Here is an 18,802-nt window from a genome sequence, read left to right as displayed (position 1 = left end):
TCCGGGTAGGGCAGGGCCACGATGTCGTGATCATACGAGTGATCGCCACTATGTATGATGACTTTGCCGAATCGGATGTTCACCCGGTGCCGGAACCGGCGCCTGGTACCGTCCGGCCGGTGGCGCGCAGACGTGGGTGGGGCGGGAGTCCGCCGGGCGACGATGACGAGGCGTCCCGCCGAATTGTCGCCGCTGCAGTCGATCTCATCGGTCGAACCGGATCAGCGATCAGCATCGCCGACGTCGCGGAGTCGCTCGGCGTCATCCGCCAGACGGTGTATCGGTACTACCCCAGCGCCGACGCGCTGATGAGGGCCGCGGCCATCGCGTCCGTCGCCGGCTTCCTCGATCGACTGACGGAGCAGGTACGCGGCCTGGAGGATCCCGTCGAGGCGATGACCGAGGGTGTGGTCTACACCCTGGCCGAGGTTCGCCGAACGCCGCATCTGGGCCTTCTGCTCTCGAGCTCGTACTCGAACGTCCACCCCGACGGCATGACCTCCCACGAGGCGCGCGCCTTCGGGATGACGATGATCCGGCGCTTCGACGTCGACTGGGGGCGCCACGGGTACGACGACGCGGCACTCCACGAGCTCGTCGAATACGTCCTGCGAACGATGCAGTCGTTCTTCGTCTCCCCAGGTGACCCGCCCCGGAGCGATGATGACCTGCGGCGATACCTGCGCCGCTGGATGGGGGCCGCGATCGTCGCCCAAAAAGCCGTCCGTTGATCAGACCGCTGACCCGGGGCGAGGGTGGCGGATACAATCGATGTCCGCGCTGGCACGGGGGGCTCTGGGTAAGGAGCTGATCTCATGGCCGATCAGGCGAAGCTCCTCGACTACCTGAAGCGGGTCACCGCAGAGCTCTACCAGGTGAAAGAGAAGCTTCGCGAGGCCGAAGGGGTGAGCCGCGAACCGATCGCCGTCATCGGGATGGGGTGCAGGTATCCCGGCGGGGTGCGGTCGCCGCAGGACCTGTGGCACCTGGTGGAATCGGGTTCGGACACGGTCGCCGGGTTCCCCGAGGACCGGGGCTGGGGGCTGGCGGGACTCTACGACCCGAAGGCCGAGCACGCCGGTACGACCTACACGGCGCAGGGCAGCTTCCTCGACGACCCGGCGGGATTCGATCCGGAGGTCTTCGGCATCTCGCCCCGCGAAGCGCTGGCCATGGATCCCCAGCAGCGGCTGCTGCTCGAGACCAGCTGGGAGACCTTCGAGAACGCCGGCCTCGATCCGCGGTCGGTGCACGGTGGCCAGGTCGGGGTGTTCACCGGCCTGTCCGGCATCGACTACGGAGCGCTGGCCGGCGGCATGCCGCCCGAGGACCTCGCCGGCTACTTCATCACCGGCAACGCCATGAGCGTCGCCTCCGGCCGCGTCGCGTACAGCTTCGGCCTGTGCGGGCCCGCGATCACGGTCGACACGGCGTGCTCCTCGTCGTTGGTGTCCATCCACCTCGCCATGCAGGCGCTGCACAGCGGCGAGTGCGAGCTGGCACTGGCGGGCGGGGCGACCGTCATGGCGACCCCTGCGGTGTTCGTCGAGTTCAGCCGGCAGCGCGGTCTGGCCCGCGACGGGCGGTGCAAGGCGTTCTCGGCCGCTGCGGACGGTACGGCGTGGGGCGAGGGTGCGGGGATGATCGCGTTGGAACGCCTGTCCGACGCGCAGCGCAACGGTCGCCGGATACTCGCCGTCATCCGGGGCAGCGCGGTGAACCAGGACGGCGCCAGCAACGGCCTGACCGCTCCGAACAGGCAGGCCCAGGAGCGCGTGATACGGCAGGCACTGACAAACGCCGGGCTGGGCCCGGCCGATGTCGACGCCGTCGAGGCGCACGGCACCGGCACCACGCTTGGCGATCCGATCGAGGCGTCCGCGTTGCTTGCCGGTTATGGCCGCGATCGCCCTCCCGACCGGCCGTTGTGGCTCGGCTCGGTCAAGTCGAACCTCGGGCACACCCAGGCGGCCGCGGGCGTCGCCGGGGTGATCAAGATGATCATGGCGATGCGCCACGGCGTCCTACCGCAGACCCTGCACGTCGACCGGCCGACCCCGCACGTCGACTGGTCCGCCGGATCGGTGTCCCTGCTCACCGAGAACCGGGAGTGGCCGGAGGCCGATCGGCCCCGCCGGGCCGCGGTCTCGTCGTTCGGCATCAGCGGCACCAACGCCCACGTCGTTCTGGAACAGGCCCCGACGGTCGCGCCACGATCTGACGAAACCGCCACTTCCCCAACCGAAATGGTGGCCTGGTTCGTGTCCGGCCAGACCGAGGCCGCGCTGCGTGCCCAGGCGGACCGGTTGCGCGCGTACGCCGCCGAGCATCCGGAACTGACGCCGGCCGCGGTCGCCGGGGCGCTGCTTCGATCGCGTGCGACCTTCGAGCACCGCGCCGCCGTGATCGGGGCCGAGCCCCAGGGTCTGCTGGCCGGGCTCGACGCGCTCGGCCGGGGCGCGCCCGGCCCCAACGTGGTCACCGGTGTGGCGGTGGAGGCCGGGGACCGGCCGGTGTTCGTCTTCCCCGGCCAGGGTGCGCAGTGGGTGGGCATGGCCGCGGACCTGTTGGATTCGTCGCCGGAGTTCGCCGAGAGCGTGCGCGAGTGTGCCGATGCGCTCGCTCCCCACACGAGCTTCTCCCTCCTCGACGTGCTTCGCGATCGCGATCCGGCGTCGTTGGATCGGGTCGACGTCGTGCAGCCCGCGTTGTTCGCGGTGATGGTCGGTCTCGCGAACCTGTGGCGCTCACACGGCGTCGAACCCGCGGCCGTCGTCGGGCATTCGCAGGGCGAGATCGCCGCTGCCCATGTGGCGGGCGCTCTGAGCCTGTCCGACGCGGCGCTCGTCGTCGCGGCACGCAGCAGGGTGATCGCCGCATCGGCCCGGCGGGGCGGCGGAATGGCCTCGGTGGCCCTGCCGGCCGACGAGGTGCGGGCGAAGATCCAACCCTGGGCCGGCGCCGTCGAGGTGGCGGCGATCAACGGGCCGTCCGCCACGGTGCTGTCCGGCCCCGTCGATGCCCTCGACGATCTGGTCGGACAGTGGCAGCACGAGGGCGTCCAGGCCAGGCGGATCGCCGTGGAATACGCGTCGCATTGCGCGGACGTGTCGGTCCTGCGCGAACCGATTCTCGACGTCCTTGCCTCGATCACGCCCTTGCGGTCGCGGATTCCGTTCTACTCGACGGTGACCGGTGGCGCGGTGGACGGCACCACCCTCGACGCGGACTACTGGTACCAGAATCTGCGTCGGCCGGTTCGATTCAAGCAGGCGACGCGGGCGCTGGCCGCGGACGGGTATCGATTGTTCATCGAGTCGTGCAGCCATCCGATCCTGACCGTTCCACTGCAGGACACCCTCGAGTCGGCGGGTGTCGCCGGCCGGGCCATCGGCACCCTCCGTCGCGACCGCGCAGACCTCCATCAGTTCACCGCCGCTCTCGCGGAGGCACGGGTACACGGATTGCACGTCGCGTGGGACCGGGTCCGCTGGGCCCGGCGAGAGGAGGGACAGCAGTGGGTCGACCTGCCCACGTACGCCTTTCAGCATCGGCGCTACTGGCTGGACACCACTGAGCCGCAGGGTGATGTCGCGTCGGCGGGCATGGAGCAGGGCGGTCACCCGATGCTCGCCGCATCGGTGGAACTCGGCGACGGTCGGGGCGTGGTGTTCACGGGTTTGCTTTCACCACAACGGCTTCCGTGGCTGAGCGATCACGCCGTGGACGACGCCGTCCTCCTGCCCGGGACGGCCTTCGTGGAGCTCGCCCTGCACGCGGGCAACCGCGTCGGCTGCGGTCGGCTCGAGGACCTCGCCATCGAGACACCGTTGATGATCCCCGCCGACGGCGAGGTGGCCGTGCAGGTGAGCGTGCTCGCCGTCGGTGATGCCGGGAAGGCCACGGTGACGGTGCACTCCCGGCCGGCCGATGCCTCCCCGGAGACTCCCTGGACCCGGCACGCCGGGGGGACGCTCGCCGCCTCCGTGGACACCCCAGTTTCCCCGGAACGGCAGTGGCCGCCAAGTGATGCCACGCCGATCGACGTCCGAGGGCTGTACGAACTGCTCGACGAGGCCGGCTACGGGTACGGTCCGACCTTCCGGGGTCTGCGGGCAGCATGGCGCAGCGGTGACGAGCTGTACGGCGAGGTCCGGCTGAGTGGTGAGGACCCGGCCGCTGCGGTCGCGGGGTACGGGATCCATCCGGCGGTGCTCGACGCGGCGCTGCACCTGATCGCGTTCGGATCCACGGAGGCCGGTGCACGCGAGATCCGGCTGCCGTTCGCCTGGGGGGCGGTACAGCTGCACGCGGTCGGCGCGACGGACCTGCGCGTGCACATCGCCACGACCGGGCCCGAGCGATACCGGATATCCGCGTATGACGCCGCCGGCCAGCCGGTGCTGACCGCGGATTCGTTGGCGCTGAGGCCGATCGGGGACGCCCGCATGCCCGTCGCCGGGGTCGGTGGCAGCCTCTACCGCGTGGAATGGATGCCCATCGGTGCCGCCGGCGCGGGTACGGCGGACCTGATGCCGCTCGCCGAGGCGCTCGCGGGAAGTGATCCCACCGGCCGCGTCCTGTGGTTGTCCGGTGAACCGGACGATGAACCGGACATCCCGACGCGGGTGCACGCCGCCGCGGAGTCGACGTTGCGTGCGGTCCAATCCTGGCTCGGCGACGATCGCCTGGCCGATACCCGGCTGCTGGTGACGACGAGGCACGGGGTGGCGGTCCGCGACGACGAGCCGGTGGACGATGTGGCCGCGGCAGCTGCGTGGGGCCTGATCGGTGCGGTGCAACACGAGCATCCGGACCGCATCAGCCTGGTGGATCTGGATGGGCGGGCCGGTGAGCTCGCGGATACCGAGGTGCTGTCGACGGCATTGTCCTGCAACGAACCTCAGCTGGCGATCCGCGAGGGCGTGTTGCTGGCCCCCGTCCTCGCGGTGGCGCCGGGCGCCGCGGACACCGGACCGGCTCCCTTCGGCTCCGCGACGTTTGGGCCGAGCGGCACGGTCGTGATCACCGGCGGCACGGGGACGATCGGCAGGCTGATCGCTCGCCATCTCGTCGCGAAGCACGGGGTGCGCCGGCTGGTGCTGACCGGAAGGCACGAACTCGATGCCGAGAGCGATGCCGAGCTGAGGGCCGAGTTCACCGAGTCGGGGGTCGAGGTCAGCGCCGCCGCCTGTGACGTGGCCGACCGCGCGGCGGTGGCCGCCCTGCTCGCCGACATCCCCGATCTGGCCGGCGTGGTCCATGCCGCGGGGGTGCTCGAGGATGCCACCGCGGTCACCTTGAGCCCGGAGCAGTTGCATGCCGTGCTCCGTCCCAAGGTGGACGGCGCCTGGCATCTGCACGAGCTCACGCGCGAGCGAGACCTGTCGGCATTCGTGCTGTTCTCGTCCGCGGCGGGCGTGCTCGGTGGCGCGGGCCAGGCGAACTACGCGGCGGCGAATGTCGTCCTCGATGCACTCGCGCAGCATCGCCGCGCCCGCGGACTGCCGGCGATCTCGATGGCCTGGGGATTGTGGGACAAACCCAGTGGAATGACGTCCCACCTTAATGCGGCCGACCTCGACCGGTTGCGGCGCAGCGGAATCGACACCATCAGCCCGGAGTCGGGGCTGGCCCTGTTCGACTCCGCGCTCGCCGTGAACCGCCCGCTCATCGTGCCGCTACGGCTCTCGGCCCGCACCTCTCGATCGGACGGTGAGCCGGTACCGCCGATCCTGCGTCGAGTCCTCGGATTCCGTCGCCGCCGCGTCGCCGCCGCCGATTCACCCACCGGCCTGGCCGACGAGTTGCGGGCCTTGGACCCCGGTGCGCGGCACGGCAGAATGCTCGACATCGTCACCACGCATGTGGCCGCCGTTCTCGGCCATGACGGTAAGGAGGCGATCGACCCGGAACGTGCTTTCAAGCAGCTCGGTTTCGACTCGCTCACCGCCGTGCAGTTGCGCAATCAGCTGGCCACGGCCACCGGCGTCAGCCTCTCGGCGACGGTGGTGTTCGACCATCCCACCGCCGACGCGCTCACCCGGGAACTCGTGGTGCGCGTGCTCGGTGGCGGTACGGCCACTGGGCCGCCCCCGCGAGCGCGCATCGGCAGGCACGACGACCCGATCGTCATCGTCGGGATGGCCTGCCGATACCCGGGCGAGGTGTACTGCCCGGAAGACCTGTGGCGACTGGTCCACGATGGCCGCAACGCAGTGGGCGCGTATCCCGACAACCGGGGGTGGAACCTCGGTGAGGTGTACGATCCCGACCCGAACCGCGCCGGAACGACGTATATGCGCGAGGGTGGATTCCTCTACGACGCAGACGAATTCGATGCCGCATTCTTCGGGATCAGCCCGCGCGAGGCGGTCGCGATGGACCCGCAACACCGGCTGCTCCTCGAGAGCGCCTGGGAAGCCCTGGAACGGGCAGGGATGCAGCCGGATTCACCCGATCTCGTCGACACCGGTGTGTACATCGGGATGATGGGTGGCGACTACGGCTTCCATCTGATGGGTCAGCGGAACGTCGACGCCGAGGGCTATCTGATGACCGGGACCAGCAACAGCGTGGCCTCCGGCCGGATCTCCTATTCCCTCGGCTTCACGGGTCCGGCGGTCACCATCGACACGGCCTGCTCATCATCGCTGGTGGCGATGCACCTCGCGGCCCGGGCGCTGCGCGACGGCGAATGCACGCTGGCGCTCGCGGGCGGGGCGACGGTGATGGCGACGCCCGGGGTCCTGATCGAGTTCAGCCGCCAGCGCGGGCTCGCCGCGGACGGGCGGTGCAAGCCGTTCTCCGATCGGGCCGACGGCACCGGGCTCAGCGAGGGCGCGGGAATGGTGGTGCTGGAGCGGCTCAGCGACGCACAACGCAACGGCCATCGGGTGCTGGCGATCATCCGTGGATCGGCGGTCAATCAGGACGGGGCCTCCAACGGGATCACCGCGCCGAACGGGCCCTCCCAGGAACGGGCCATCCGCCAGGCGCTGGCCGATGCAGCGCTCGGCTCCGCCGACATCGACGCCGTCGAGGCGCACGGCACCGGAACCACACTCGGCGATCCGATCGAGGCGCAGGCCCTGCTCGCGGCCTACGGGCAGGATCGCGATGGCCGGCCACTGTGGCTCGGTTCGGTCAAATCGAACATCGGCCATGCACAGGCGGCGGCGGGGGTCGCCGGCGTGATCAAGATGGTGATGGCCATGCGTCACGGGGTACTGCCTCCGAGCCTGCACGGCGACGCTCCCACCCGGCACGTCGACTGGACCGCGGGTGAGGTCTCGCTGCTCGCCGAATCGGTTGCGTGGCCGGAGACCGGACGGCCTCGCCGCGTGGGTGTCTCGTCGTTCGGGATCAGTGGCACGAACGCGCACATGATCCTGGAGCAGCCACCCGACGCCGCGGTGCCGGAGGCGCCTGACGCTTCGGTGCCGGAGGCGCCCGATGCCGCGGTGCCGGAGGCCTCACCGCCGCAGTCGCCGCTGGTCTGGGTGATCTCCGGAAAGACCGGTGACGCCCTGCGCGCGCAGGCCGCACGGTTGGCCGACTTCCTCGATCAGAGCGAGGCAGATCTCCCGGATCCCGCCGATCTCGCATACTCGCTGGCCACCACCCGATCCGGGTTCGCCCATCGCGCCGCGGTGATCGGGGAGACCCTGGCCGACCTGCGCGAGGGCCTGGCCCGCATCGCCGCGGGACGGACGGGTGGGAACGTCATCGCCGGGACGAGCGCCCGCGGTAAGACGGCGTTCATGTTCACCGGCCAAGGCGCGCAACGGATCGGTATGTGCCGTGGCCTCTACGACGCCTACCCGGTCTTTGCGGGCGCGCTCGACGAGGTCTGCTCCGTACTCGACGAACACGTGGAAACCCCGGTGCGGCATGTGCTCTGGGGTGATACCGAGGATGGTGGTGCGAAGCTCGACCGTACCGAGTACACCCAGCCGGCGTTGTTCGCCGTCGAGGTCGCGCTGTATCGGCTACTGCGGGATTGGGGAATCGCCCCCGACTACCTGATCGGTCATTCGATCGGCGAGCTCACCGCCGCGCACGTCGCGGGAGTGTTCGGCCTGCCCGATGCCGCCGCCCTGGTGGCCGAACGCGGACGGTTGATGCAGTCGACCGAGCCGGGGCTGATGATCGCCGTACGGGCTCGAGCGGAAGACGTCGAGGCACGGATCGCCGGCGGGGTCGATCTCGCGGCGGTCAACGGTTCCGAGTCGGTGGTCCTGGCGGGCGGCGAACGCGACGTACGCGCGGCGGAGGCCGCGCTGTCCGCCGCCGGGATGAAGACGACGAGCCTGCGGGTCGAGCGGGCCTTCCATTCCACCCTGATGGAACCCATCCTCGACGAGTTCACGGCAGTCGTATCGAAACTGACGGCGCAGCCGCCTGCGATTCCGGTCGTCTCCAACGTCACCGGGCGCGTCGCCACCGCCGATGAACTCATGTCCCCCGATTATTGGACACAGCACATCCGCCAACCGGTGCGTTTCCACGACGGACTGAGCGCCCTGGACGAACTCGGCGTCACCCGCCTCGTCGAGGTCGGTCCGGGGGCGGCGCTGGCCGCACTGGCCGCGGAGGTGGTCCCGAACGCGATCGCCACGCTGCCCGGACGCGGGGACGAGGCGCACGGGATCATCGAGGCGGTCGCCGCCGCTCACGTGCAGGGCATCCCGATCGACTGGGAGCGGGTGTTCCCGGGTCGGAACCGGGTGGACGTGCCCACCTACGCATTCCAGCGACGTTCTTTCTGGCCGTCGGCGCCCGCGCGAAACCTCGGCGATCCGACCGAGCTCGGGTTGGCTCCGTCGAACCATCCACTGCTGGGTGCGGCGGTGACCCTCGAGGACGATGCGACGCTGTTCACCGGACAGCTCTCGCTGCAACAGGATCCGTGGCTGGTGAGGGCTCCCGTCGACGACGGCGACCCGCCGTCGGCCGAGGACGCGAGGACGGTGTTGCCGACCGTGCTGGTGGAGCTCGCTTTGCACGTCGCTCACCACGTCGGATTCGACCACATCGACGAACTCACCCTGCACGACCCACTGATGCTCTCGCCGTCGGGGCTGGCATCGATTCGGGTGCTGGTGTCCTCGACCGCCACCAACGGCGTTCGGACGGTCACCATCTCGTCGAACCCCGGTGAGACCGACGGCTCGGACCCCTGGGTTCGGAACGCATCGGCGACGATCGACGACGTCGTGGGCCCTACCGCCCGGGCATCGCACCAGGGCTCGGGCGACGCCGTCGCCGAGGTGCGCGTCGAGGACGGCACCGACACAAGCGGTTTCGGCCTCCATCCGGCGCTGTTGCAGGCGGCGCTCGAGCCCCTCCTCGGGTGGGACGGTTGGCCGCGGACCTGGTCGGGAATCCGTCTGCACACCGTCGGTGCGGCGACGGTGTCGGTGTGGTTCGGCACCGGTGAGGACGGGTCGCATCGCGTCGTCGCCGCCCAACCCGACGGTGCGCCGGTGCTGACCGTCGATGCGCTGCGGGTGGTACCGAGGACGGTCGCCGGCGCCGGTCGTTCGGCACAGCGACTGCACCGGGAGGGCTGGGTTCGGGTCGAGACCGCCCCGTCGGAGCGGACTCTCGATCGGGTCGCAGTCCTCGGCGCCGAGGGGATCGGCGGCCACGACCTGGGTCCGACCTGCCCGAGCTACCCCGACCTGGCGGCGTTGCGCAGCGCGATGGAGTCGATGACCGATGAGGGCGACCGGCGTTCGTGGACGGTCCTGGTCGGGTGCGGTACTGAGGGTGGGCCCGGTCCGGAGTCGACCCACGAACTGTGCGCGCGGATACTGCGACGGCTGCAGGAATGGCTGGACGACGACGGAGTCGACGACAGCACGCTCGTGATCGTGACCCGCGATGCGATGGTCGTCGACGACGAGCGCGGCGGCGGGGACCGCGCCGACCTCGCGGCGGCGGCGGTGTGGGGTCTGGTGGGCTCTGCACAGAACGAGAACCCGGACCGGTTCGTGCTGATCGACCTCGACGACGCATCGGACGCCGTGGCCGCGATCGCGTCGGCATTGGCGAGCGGGGAACCGCAGGTGGCGGTCCGGAACGGCGTCGTGTTCGCGCCCCGGTTGCGGCGGCTGCGTGCCGCCGCCGATGCCGGTTCGCTGTTCGACCCCCACGGCACCGTCCTGGTCACCGGTGGCACCGGCACCGTCGGATCCCTGCTGGCTCGGCACCTGACGACCGAGCACGGGGCCCGGCATCTGTTGTTGGCCAGCCGGCGCGGACCCGACGCCGAGGGCTGCGACGAACTGCGCCGAGAACTGAGCGGCATGGGGGCCGAGGTGAGCATCGTTGCCTGCGATACCTCCGACGAGTCGGCGGTCGCGGGGTTGCTCTCCCGGATACCGTCGGAACACCCACTGACGGCGGTGATCCACGCGGCCGGCGTGATCGACGACGCGACCCTGGCTTCGCTCACCCCCGAGCGACTGGATGCTGTGCTCCGGCCGAAGGTCGACGCGGCCTGGCATCTACACCGGCTGACCGCGGGATCCGACCTGCGAGCGTTTGTCATCTTCTCGTCGCTCGCAGGCATTCTCGGGGCGCCCGGGCAGGCGAACTACGCGGCCGCGAACATGTTTCTCGACGCCCTGGCCCGTCATCGCGACGCCCTCGGGCAGCCCGCGCTGTCGATCGCGTGGGGGATGTGGGCGCCGCCGAGCGCGATGACCGACAAACTCGGTGCGATCGATCTGGCCCGGGCGCGGCGCAGCGGAATGGTCCCGATGTCCGCCGTCGACGGATTGGCGCTGTTCGACGGCGCGTTGACCGCCGGTGTCCCGAATGTGGTCGCCGCTCGGTTCGACCACTCCGGCGCCGCGGCGCCCTATGTTCCCGCCCCCCTGCGCGGCCTGATCCGGGAGTCGCGGCCGCGCGCCGCGGGGTCGGATCCGTCCGCGATCGGACCGACCGGGTCCGGGCCGTCGGATTGGGCGCAGCGCCTGGCCACCCTGTCGATTCCCGAACAGCGACACCTGATGCTCGAGCTGGTGCGGAGCGGGGCCGCCGTGGTGCTCGGGTACGAGGCGTCGGACTCGGTCGAGCCCGACCAGGCATTCAAGGAACTCGGCTTCGACTCGCTGGCGGCCGTCGCACTCCGCAACCATCTCGGGGCTGCCACGGGGCTGCGGTTGCCGCCGACCATGGTGTTCGATCATCCGAGCCCGCGTGCCGTCGCCGAGTTCCTGCGCGCGGAACTCGTTCCGGATCCGGTGTCGGTGGCCCTTGCCGACGTCGACCGGCTCCGCGCGACCATCGCCGAGCTCGGGGAGGACAGCGAGGCACGGTCCGAGATCGCGCAGCGATTGGCGAGCCTGGTGGCAGAGGTCGGTGCGACCGACAGGGCGCGGGCCGGGGCGGTCGACAGGATTCACGCGGCGACCAGCGAGGAGATCCTCGACCTGATCGATCGCGAACTGTGAGGCGCCAACATGTTCTACATTCAGCCGATGTCGTCCAACGCACACCGATGGCTCGACCTGTCCGCCCGGGCCACCGCGCGTGGCGTTCGGTGGGGCGGAATCCGTGCCCTTGCCGCGGCACTCGTCGTCGCCGGTTCGTTTATCCCCGCCGCGGCCCATTCGCCTGCCGCGGCCACCCCCAACCGCATTGACGACTTCTACTCTCCACCGGAGGGATTCGCCGATTCCGAGCCGGGAACGGTGCTGCGGTCACGCGAGATCCAGGCATCGGCATTGCAGTTGATCCCGATGCAGGTGCGTGCCTGGCAGCTGTTGTATCGGACCACCGACTCGAACGGTCGCCCCTATGCCGCCGTCACGACGGTCCTGGCGCGCAACGGTGATCGCGCACCCGCTGCGATCCTGTCCTACGACAGCATGATCGACGCGATCGCGCCGGACTGCATGCCCTCACGCGTGCTCCGGACCGGCGCGCCGTGGTTCAACCCCACCGGCGACACCGGACCCGTCGCCCTGTCGACGACGGCGAGCGAGGTTCCGATGATCGCCGCAGGCCTGGAACAGAACTGGGTGGTGTCGGTGCCGGACCTCGGTGGCATCGAGAATCGGTTCCTCACCCCCCGTGAGCCGGGATACGTGGCGTTGGACGGTGTGCGAGCGGTCCAGAACTTCCAGCAGGTCGGTGCGGTGGACCGGAGCACGCCCGCACTCTTCTGGGGTTATTCCGGCGGCGGGATCGCGACCAGCTGGGCCGCGGAGGTCCAGCCCACCTACGCACCCGAGCTGCGGGTGGCCGGCATGGCCATCGGCGCGCCGGTACCCGACTTCGCCACGGCCGTCCGCCAGGGGAACGGCTCGTTGGTCGCGGGGCTCGTCGCGATCGGACTGGCCGGACTCGCGCAGGACTCCCCCGAGTTCGCCGCTCTGCTCGACAAGATGTTGACGCCCGCCGGTCGGCAGATGGCCACCGCCGCGGCCGCCGACTGCACCCCGCAGAATCTGCTGTCCTTCCCCTTCACCGACTTCGACAGCCATCTGACCGTGCCGTTGAACCAGGTGCTGGCCGACCCGCTGACCCGGGAGCTGCTCGCCGAGCGCACGCTGGGCCAGGGCGTCCCGACCGCTCCCCTCTACCTCTACAACGGAATCAACGACGAGCTCAGCACCATCGAGTCGGCGGACCGACTCGTCGACCGGTACTGCCGGGCCGGAACCTCCGTCACCTATCAGCGCGATCCGTTCCCCAGCGTGCTCTCGGCCCACACCGCGCTGTGGGCCCTGGGCGCCCCCGCCGCCCTCGCCTGGCTCCGCGCCCAGATCGACGATCCTTCGTCGGACCGCGCCTGCAGCACCCAGACGCTGTCCACGATCACCACCCCCGAGGCGCTGAACACCCTGGGGCCCAGCTACATCGGCGGCACCCTCAACGCCATTCTCGCCGGGAGCACACGATGAAGGCCGTGCTGTGCACCGACGCACGGTTGAGGGTGTCCGAGGTCCCGGTGCCGACGCCGGGAACGGGCCAGGTACTCATCGACGTGTTGCGCTGCGGGATCTGCGGCTCGGATCTGCACGCGCGCGTCCATTGCGACGAGATGGCCGATCTGGCCGCGGAAACCGGCTACGACGGTTTCATGCGCTCGCACCAGGACATCGTTCTCGGGCATGAATTCTGCGGTGAGATCGTGGAGTACGGGCCCGGATGCCGTGAGCGCTGGCCGGTCGGGACCAGGGTGGTCGCCCTGCCGGTCCTCCGCCAGAGCTCCGGGGTCCACCTGACCGGTCTCTCGGCCGCGGCGCCGGGCGGCTACGCGGAACAGGTGGTCGTCCAGGAGGCCATGACGATTGCGGTGCCCAACGGTCTGTCGGCCGAGAAGGCCGCCCTCACCGAGCCGATGGCGGTGGCCTGGCACGCGGTGCGCAGGGGCGAGGTCGGAAAGCGGCAAACCGCCATCGTGATCGGCTGCGGACCCATCGGCCTGGCCGTCATCAGCATGCTCAAGGCGTCGGGCGTCCGCACCGTGGTGGCCAGCGACTTCTCTCCGCATCGGCGCGCGCTCGCCGCGCAGTGCGGAGCCGACGTCGTGGTGGACCCCGCGACGCACTCTCCGTGGACCTCCTACGCTCAGAGGAACGAGCTCGGCGGGGTCCGCGACCTGCTCGATCTCGGCATCGACACGATGGAGAGGCTGCAGAGGGTTCCGAAGCTGCCGTGGTGGCACGCGTTCCGGCTAGCGGATGCGGTCGGGGCGACACCGTCGGGCCCGGTCGTCTTCGAGTGTGTCGGCCTTCCTGGGGTCATCGACCAGATCCTGGCCGGCGCTCCCCTGCTCTCGCGTGTCGTCGTGGTCGGGGTGTGTATGGAGGCCGATCGAATCCGCCCCGCGATGGCGATCAACAAGGAGATCGACCTGAGGTTCGTATTGGGATACGACCCAAGGGAATTCCGCCAGGCGCTGTACATGATCGCCGACGGCAAGGTCGATCCGTCGCCCTTGATCACCGGCACCGTCGGGCTGGCCGGCGTCGAGAACGCCTTCACTGCTCTCGGAAACCCCGAGGAGCACGCGAAGATCCTGATCGACCCGAAGGATCAGGAGTTCACGACTTCCATACGCTGAGTTCTTTTGCTGCGTTTGTTATTTCACGAATGTAGTGCCCACGCTCGCTGTGCGACACGGCAGGCCGGAGCGGGCCGATCTGTAGCTCCCACACGGGTGTCCCGACCGAATCGAAGACGGGCGCCGACAGATAGCTGATGGGCAGGTCGCGCTCGGATGCGAGCGTCGCCGTGTCGTAGAGGTGACCGCTGGTATCGGTGATGATCGACTGGACCCGGTCGCGCAGGCCTTGGCTCGCGGGATCGGCCGAGAGATGCGAAACCACCTGCGCCAGAATGTCGATCCGATCGATGTCTGCGGCGTCGGCGCCCCAGACCCCGACACCGCTGTCCGCGATCTGGGCCAGCGAGCTCTCGAGTTGCGCCCTGCGTTCGACCGGGACGGTGTCGAGCCACCGCTGCTGGAGCGCGCGATCGGAGAATGCGACCACCGCGGCCCCGCCGGGGGCCTGCATGGGCAGCCGCAGGCCGACCTCGATACCGGCCGGGATGTGGCCGAGGCCCTCGGTCATGGCGACGAAGGCCAGCCTGCCGTCCTCGACGAGGCTCAGGGCCGCGCCGCAGCCCACGCGGGCGGCGAGGGCTTCGATGCGAGCGGCGAGTCCGTTCGGGACGGGGAGCGCCTCCCGGGCCTTCTCCGCGACGCCGGCCAGTGCCGGACCCAGGGCGTAGCGCAGGTCCGCCTGCCGGCGCACCCATCCGCGTTCGCGGAGTGCGCTGAGGATCGATCCGACGGTCGACCGGCTCAGGCCGAGCCCGTCCGCCAGATCGGCGGAGGTCGCGGGCGCCTCGAGCGAGGCGAGCATCTCGACGATCGACACGACCCGGTCCGTGGGTGGGGACGGGCTGGTGCCGCCGCTCTTGTCATCTGCCATCGAAGCTCCTACTCTCGGGCACAATACAAATAAACGTATCACATTATGCGAATACTCGTACTGAGTATTCGTGTCAGCCTGAGGAGTGCCGGTGACCGCACCATCCGTTCTCGACAGCTTCGACATCGAAGGGGTGGACTTCGCCTTCGAGGACAACCCGAACATTCACACGGTCCTGGAGGACCTGCGCGCGAAGAAGCCCTACGCGGTCGTCCCGTTCGCCGGTGTGCGCGCGGTGCTGCTGCTCACCCACGAGCTGGTCACCGCCGCCTTCAAGGACGAGGACACCTTCCCCGCGTCGGCGATCTACCCGATGACCACCGGACCGGTGCTGGGCAAGACCCTGCAGTGCATGGCGGGGGACGAGCACCGCAAGAACCGGTCGCTGATCTCGCCGCCGTTCCGCCGCAAGGTGATCGCCGAGTACATCACCCCGCTGCTCGAGCCGCTCGCGCACGAGCTGATCGACCGGTTCGCCGACCGCGGCAGCGTCGACCTGGTCGCCGAGTTCACCACCCGCTATCCGGTGCTGCTGATCAGCCGCCTGATCGGGCTGCCGGTCACCGACGAGGCGCAGGTGCACAAGTGGGCGCACGACCTGTTCTATTTCCCGTTCGATCCCGAGGCGGCGATGCGTGCCTCGCAGGAGTTCACGGACCTGCTCACCCCGATCCTCGCGGAGCGCCGCCGCAACCCCGGTGACGACCTCATCTCCACTCTGGTCACCGAGACCCTGCACGATGACGGGCTCGAGGGCGCCACGCTCAGCGACGAGGAGGTCCTCTCGTTCCTGCGGCTGCTGTTCCCCGCCGGCGCCGACACCACCATGCTCGCGCTCGGCAACACCCTCTCCGCCCTGCTCACCCACCCCGATCAGATGGAGATCCTGCGTTCCGATCTCGAGGAGCACGCGCTGTGGGCGGTCTGGGAGGGGCTGCGCTGGGAACCCCCGGTCGGGCTGCTGCCCCGGGCCTGCCCCGAGGCGACGACCTGGAACGGCATCGAGATCCCCGCCCTGACGCCGATGATCTTCTCCGTCAACGCCGCCCACCGCGACCCCGCCCAATGGCCGGACCCGCACCGATTCGACATCACTCGCCGCAAGACGGCGATGCTCTCGTTCGGTCAGGGTCCGCACAGCTGTGCCGGCAACTGGCTCGCCCTCGCCGAGTTGGAAACCGCACTCACCGCGCTGCTCGAGCGGCTGCCCGGGCTGCGACTCCAGGACGGCGCCGCGGAGCGCGCGAAGGTCACCAGCCAGGTCGGCGTCGCGCTTCGCGGCCCCAACGAGCTTGCCGTGCAATGGGATCGGTGACAATACTGGGTGACGTCTGCATCCACCACCGAGTCACCGAGAACCTTCGCGACATCGACGCACGAATTCAACTCACCTAAGGACCCCTGATGGAAAAGCTCCGCAACTACGGCCTGCTCGTCAAGTACGTCATCACCACGCAGTGGCGCAAGCTGCGCGGCACCTCGGGTAACCAGGGAACCCAGGACGCCGGCTGACGGCGGCCCACCTTCCAGGAGAATTGGAGACGTGATGGAACCCGATGACGTTGTTCGCCAGTTCCTGGACCGGCTGTCCGCCGGCGACACCCGAGGCGCGCTCGGCCTCGTCGACGACGGCATCGTCTACACCAACGTCGGGTTCCCGACCGCCCGCGGGCGACGCCAGACGGCGTTCGTCCTGAGGCAGTTGGACAGGCCCTTCATGGGTTTCGGTGTGAAGGTCGTCAACAGTGCCGCCGACGGGGCCGTCGTGCTGACCGAACGGGTGGACGAGCTCCGGATCGGCAAGCTGCGCGCACAGTTCTGGGTGTGCGGCCGATTCGAGGTCCGAGCGGGCCGCATCACCGTGTGGCGCGACTACTTCGACCTCTTCGACATGACGAAGGCGTTCGTTCGAGGCATCGCCGCCTTGGTGGTCCCGTCGATCCAGAAGCCACTGAACCAACGGCACGACCGCGCCGAGGTCGTGAACTGACCGACGTCGGGTTCACCCTGCCGCGCCAGGGCGCCCGGGGTGAACCCGACGACGGGAGGGATCAGAAGTGGCGGGTCAGCCACTCGAGAAGGATTGCATTGGTTCCTGTCGGATCCTCGAGCTGGGTCCAGTGCCCCGTGTCGATCATGCGACGCTCGAAGTCGTCGAAGTACTGCAGGAGATTGTCGGTCAGCATCGGGTGGCAGATCGGATCGCGCCGGGCGCTGATGAGCAGGGCCGGCACGCCCGCACGCGGAATTGCCCCGTCGGGGAACATCTCCGTGTGCACCTCCCAGTTCCGCTCGATGCTGCGGTACCAGTTGAGGCCGCCCCGGAATCCTCTGCGAGCGTAGGCATCGGCGTAGTACCGCAACTCCGCCTCGCCCATGATCACCTCACCCGGCCAGGTGGATTCCTCGTCCGCCAGCCAGTGGATGTACGCCATCGAGTCGGGGTCGTGTCGTCCGGTGCGCGAGAGGTTGGTGCCGGAGCCGGTGTCGGCGCGCATGAAGAATCGGAACGTGCGCTCGGGATCCTTGTCGAGCTGCTCCTCGCACTCCCGGGTCTGGAAGTGCGCGACATAGTTTCGTGGGCCGTAGGCGTCGAGGTATTTCTCGATCGGGTTCTCCCGCGAGTACCCGAAGGGCGTGTTGAGGGTGATCACGCCCGCGACCGAGTCGGGCTGCAGGTAGGGCATGTTCCAGGAGACCATGCCGCCGAAGTCGTGTCCGACCACGACGGCTCGCTCGTAGCCGGCGTCGGCGATCAGCGCCGCGACGTCCGCCGTGGTCTCCCTGATGCTGTACGCGCGTGGATCCTCGGGACCGTCGGACAGGCCGTAGCCCCGCATGTCGGGGGCCATCACGTGGAAGCCGGCGTCGGCGATCGGCTGCAGTTGGTGACGCCACGATGCGGCGAGCTCGGGGAAGCCGTGGCAGAGCACGACGCACACCTCGCGCTCGGGCCGCGTGGGCTTCGCTTCGAACACGGCGAGTCGGGCGCCGTCGGTGTCGACGAATCGGGGTTCTGGCAACACGGAGTCGATCCTTCCGGGAGGGGGTGAATCTATTGCACGATTGAATCACTTGATTCAGTCGATCGATCTGATTTGAGCGAACTCGAATCCGACTGCCGCCCTCGGTAACGGCGTTCACCGCTGCGCCCGTGCTCGGTTACGCTCGCCCCCATGGCCGGGACAACACAGACCAGACAGGGCGATGCCACCCGCAACCGGCTGGTCAAGGCGGCCGAGCGCCTGTTCGCGGCCCAGGGGGTCGACGCGGTGTCGGTTCGTGCGGTCAATGCCGCCGCCGGGCAAGGTCCCGCGGCGGTGCACTATCACTTCGGTTCCAGGGAGGGGCTCCTGGCGGCCGTTCTCCTCGACCTCGGGGCCGATGTGTCGCGCCGGATCGGCGCGAACGTCGATTCCCTCGCCGCGGCGACGGAGCCCCCCACGGTGTGCGAAGTCGTCCGGGCGCTCACCGATCCGTATCTGGACCTTCTCCTCAAGCAGCGGACCCGCGGGATCCGTTGGGTCAAGATCGTCGTCCAGGTTTCTCGAGAGGGCAGGCCCGCGGTGACTTCCACCGGCCAGGAAGAGCTTTCGATCCGACTCCGCGAGCAGGTCTGCCGGGCACTGCCCGCAACCGCCGCCGAACGAGTCGATCGGCTGTGGCCGATCGCAGTGATGAGCTTCCTGCAGTCGATCAGTCGAGTCGACGACTGGGCGGCCGGAGGAACCAGGCTGACCGAGGCCGAACTCGTCGAGTACTACGAGGACCTGGTCAGGTTCGTCACCGGAGGAGCGGAACGCATGCTGTCCTGACCGTGCGCGCCGGCCTCGTGATCTCGG

Annotated in this window: 9 protein-coding genes; 7 read left to right on the top strand and 2 right to left on the bottom strand. The window is 69.5% G+C overall.

The genetic code is table 11. The features are described 5' to 3' along the window. Nucleotides 1–119: 119 nt before the first annotated feature. The 4 genes from ACFQS9_RS03345 (at nt 120) to ACFQS9_RS03330 (ending at nt 14,086) form a co-directional block, all read left to right on the top strand. The gene (locus ACFQS9_RS03345) at nt 120–731 is read left to right on the top strand and encodes a TetR/AcrR family transcriptional regulator (RefSeq protein ID WP_378401520.1); all 612 of its coding nucleotides are present in this window, start codon (nt 120–122) and stop codon (nt 729–731) included. Between the two features lie 84 nt (nt 732–815). After that, on the top strand, nt 816–11,465 hold the full coding sequence (locus tag ACFQS9_RS03340) for an SDR family NAD(P)-dependent oxidoreductase (RefSeq protein ID WP_378401518.1): 10,650 nt from the start codon (nt 816–818) through the stop codon (nt 11,463–11,465). A gap of 27 nt (nt 11,466–11,492) precedes the next feature. Continuing rightward, nucleotides 11,493–12,920, top strand: coding sequence for a lipase family protein (locus tag ACFQS9_RS03335; RefSeq protein ID WP_378401516.1), 1,428 nt, complete (start codon nt 11,493–11,495; stop codon nt 12,918–12,920). After that, nucleotides 12,917–14,086 (top strand): zinc-binding dehydrogenase, encoded by a 1,170-nt coding sequence (locus tag ACFQS9_RS03330; protein WP_378401514.1) that lies wholly within the window; start codon nt 12,917–12,919, stop codon nt 14,084–14,086. The genes ACFQS9_RS03335 and ACFQS9_RS03330 overlap by 4 nt, the downstream gene beginning before the upstream one ends. On the opposite strand, the gene ACFQS9_RS03325 is transcribed toward ACFQS9_RS03330, so the two are convergent. After that, a complete protein-coding gene (locus ACFQS9_RS03325; RefSeq protein ID WP_378401510.1) occupies nt 14,067–14,960 on the bottom strand; it encodes a helix-turn-helix domain-containing protein in 894 nt (297 codons plus the stop codon). The two genes, ACFQS9_RS03330 and ACFQS9_RS03325, sit on opposite strands and share 20 nt — an antisense overlap. A 91-nt stretch (nt 14,961–15,051) precedes the next feature. On the opposite strand from ACFQS9_RS03325, the gene ACFQS9_RS03320 reads away from it, so the two are divergent. Further along, on the top strand, nt 15,052–16,275 hold the full coding sequence (locus ACFQS9_RS03320) for a cytochrome P450 (RefSeq protein WP_378401508.1): 1,224 nt from the start codon (nt 15,052–15,054) through the stop codon (nt 16,273–16,275). Between the two features lie 231 nt (nt 16,276–16,506). Continuing rightward, a complete protein-coding gene (locus tag ACFQS9_RS03315) occupies nt 16,507–16,950 on the top strand; it encodes a limonene-1,2-epoxide hydrolase family protein (RefSeq protein WP_378401626.1) in 444 nt (147 codons plus the stop codon). Between the two features lie 61 nt (nt 16,951–17,011). Here the strand turns inward: ACFQS9_RS03315 and ACFQS9_RS03310 are convergent, their stop codons facing one another. Beyond that, on the bottom strand, nt 17,012–17,986 hold the full coding sequence (locus tag ACFQS9_RS03310; RefSeq protein WP_378401507.1) for an alpha/beta fold hydrolase: 975 nt from the start codon (nt 17,984–17,986) through the stop codon (nt 17,012–17,014). Nucleotides 17,987–18,136: 150 nt separating this feature from the next. Here ACFQS9_RS03310 and ACFQS9_RS03305 point away from each other — a divergent pair, with 150 nt between their 5' ends. Further along, nucleotides 18,137–18,775, top strand: coding sequence for a TetR/AcrR family transcriptional regulator (locus tag ACFQS9_RS03305; RefSeq protein WP_378401505.1), 639 nt, complete (start codon nt 18,137–18,139; stop codon nt 18,773–18,775). The last annotated feature ends 27 nt before the right edge of the window (nt 18,776–18,802 follow it).

Origin of the sequence: Rhodococcus daqingensis (assembly GCF_042665615.1) — a bacterium.
Taxonomy (GTDB): Bacteria; Actinomycetota; Actinomycetes; order Mycobacteriales; family Mycobacteriaceae; genus Rhodococcus_G; species Rhodococcus_G daqingensis.
This window is presented reverse-complemented; position numbering and strand designations above follow the sequence as displayed.

Bases quoted from the DNA above. Each gene is read 5' to 3' on its own strand.
- ACFQS9_RS03340 (WP_378401518.1), top strand. From the start codon at position 816: ATGGCCGATCAGGCGAAGCTCCTCGACTACCTGAAGCGGGTCACCGCA.
- ACFQS9_RS03335 (WP_378401516.1), top strand. From the start codon at position 11,493: ATGTCGTCCAACGCACACCGATGGCTCGACCTGTCCGCCCGGGCCACC.
- ACFQS9_RS03330 (WP_378401514.1), top strand. From the start codon at position 12,917: ATGAAGGCCGTGCTGTGCACCGACGCACGGTTGAGGGTGTCCGAGGTC.
- ACFQS9_RS03325 (WP_378401510.1), bottom strand. From the start codon at position 14,960: ATGGCAGATGACAAGAGCGGCGGCACCAGCCCGTCCCCACCCACGGAC.
- ACFQS9_RS03315 (WP_378401626.1), top strand. From the start codon at position 16,507: ATGGAACCCGATGACGTTGTTCGCCAGTTCCTGGACCGGCTGTCCGCC.
- ACFQS9_RS03305 (WP_378401505.1), top strand. From the start codon at position 18,137: ATGGCCGGGACAACACAGACCAGACAGGGCGATGCCACCCGCAACCGG.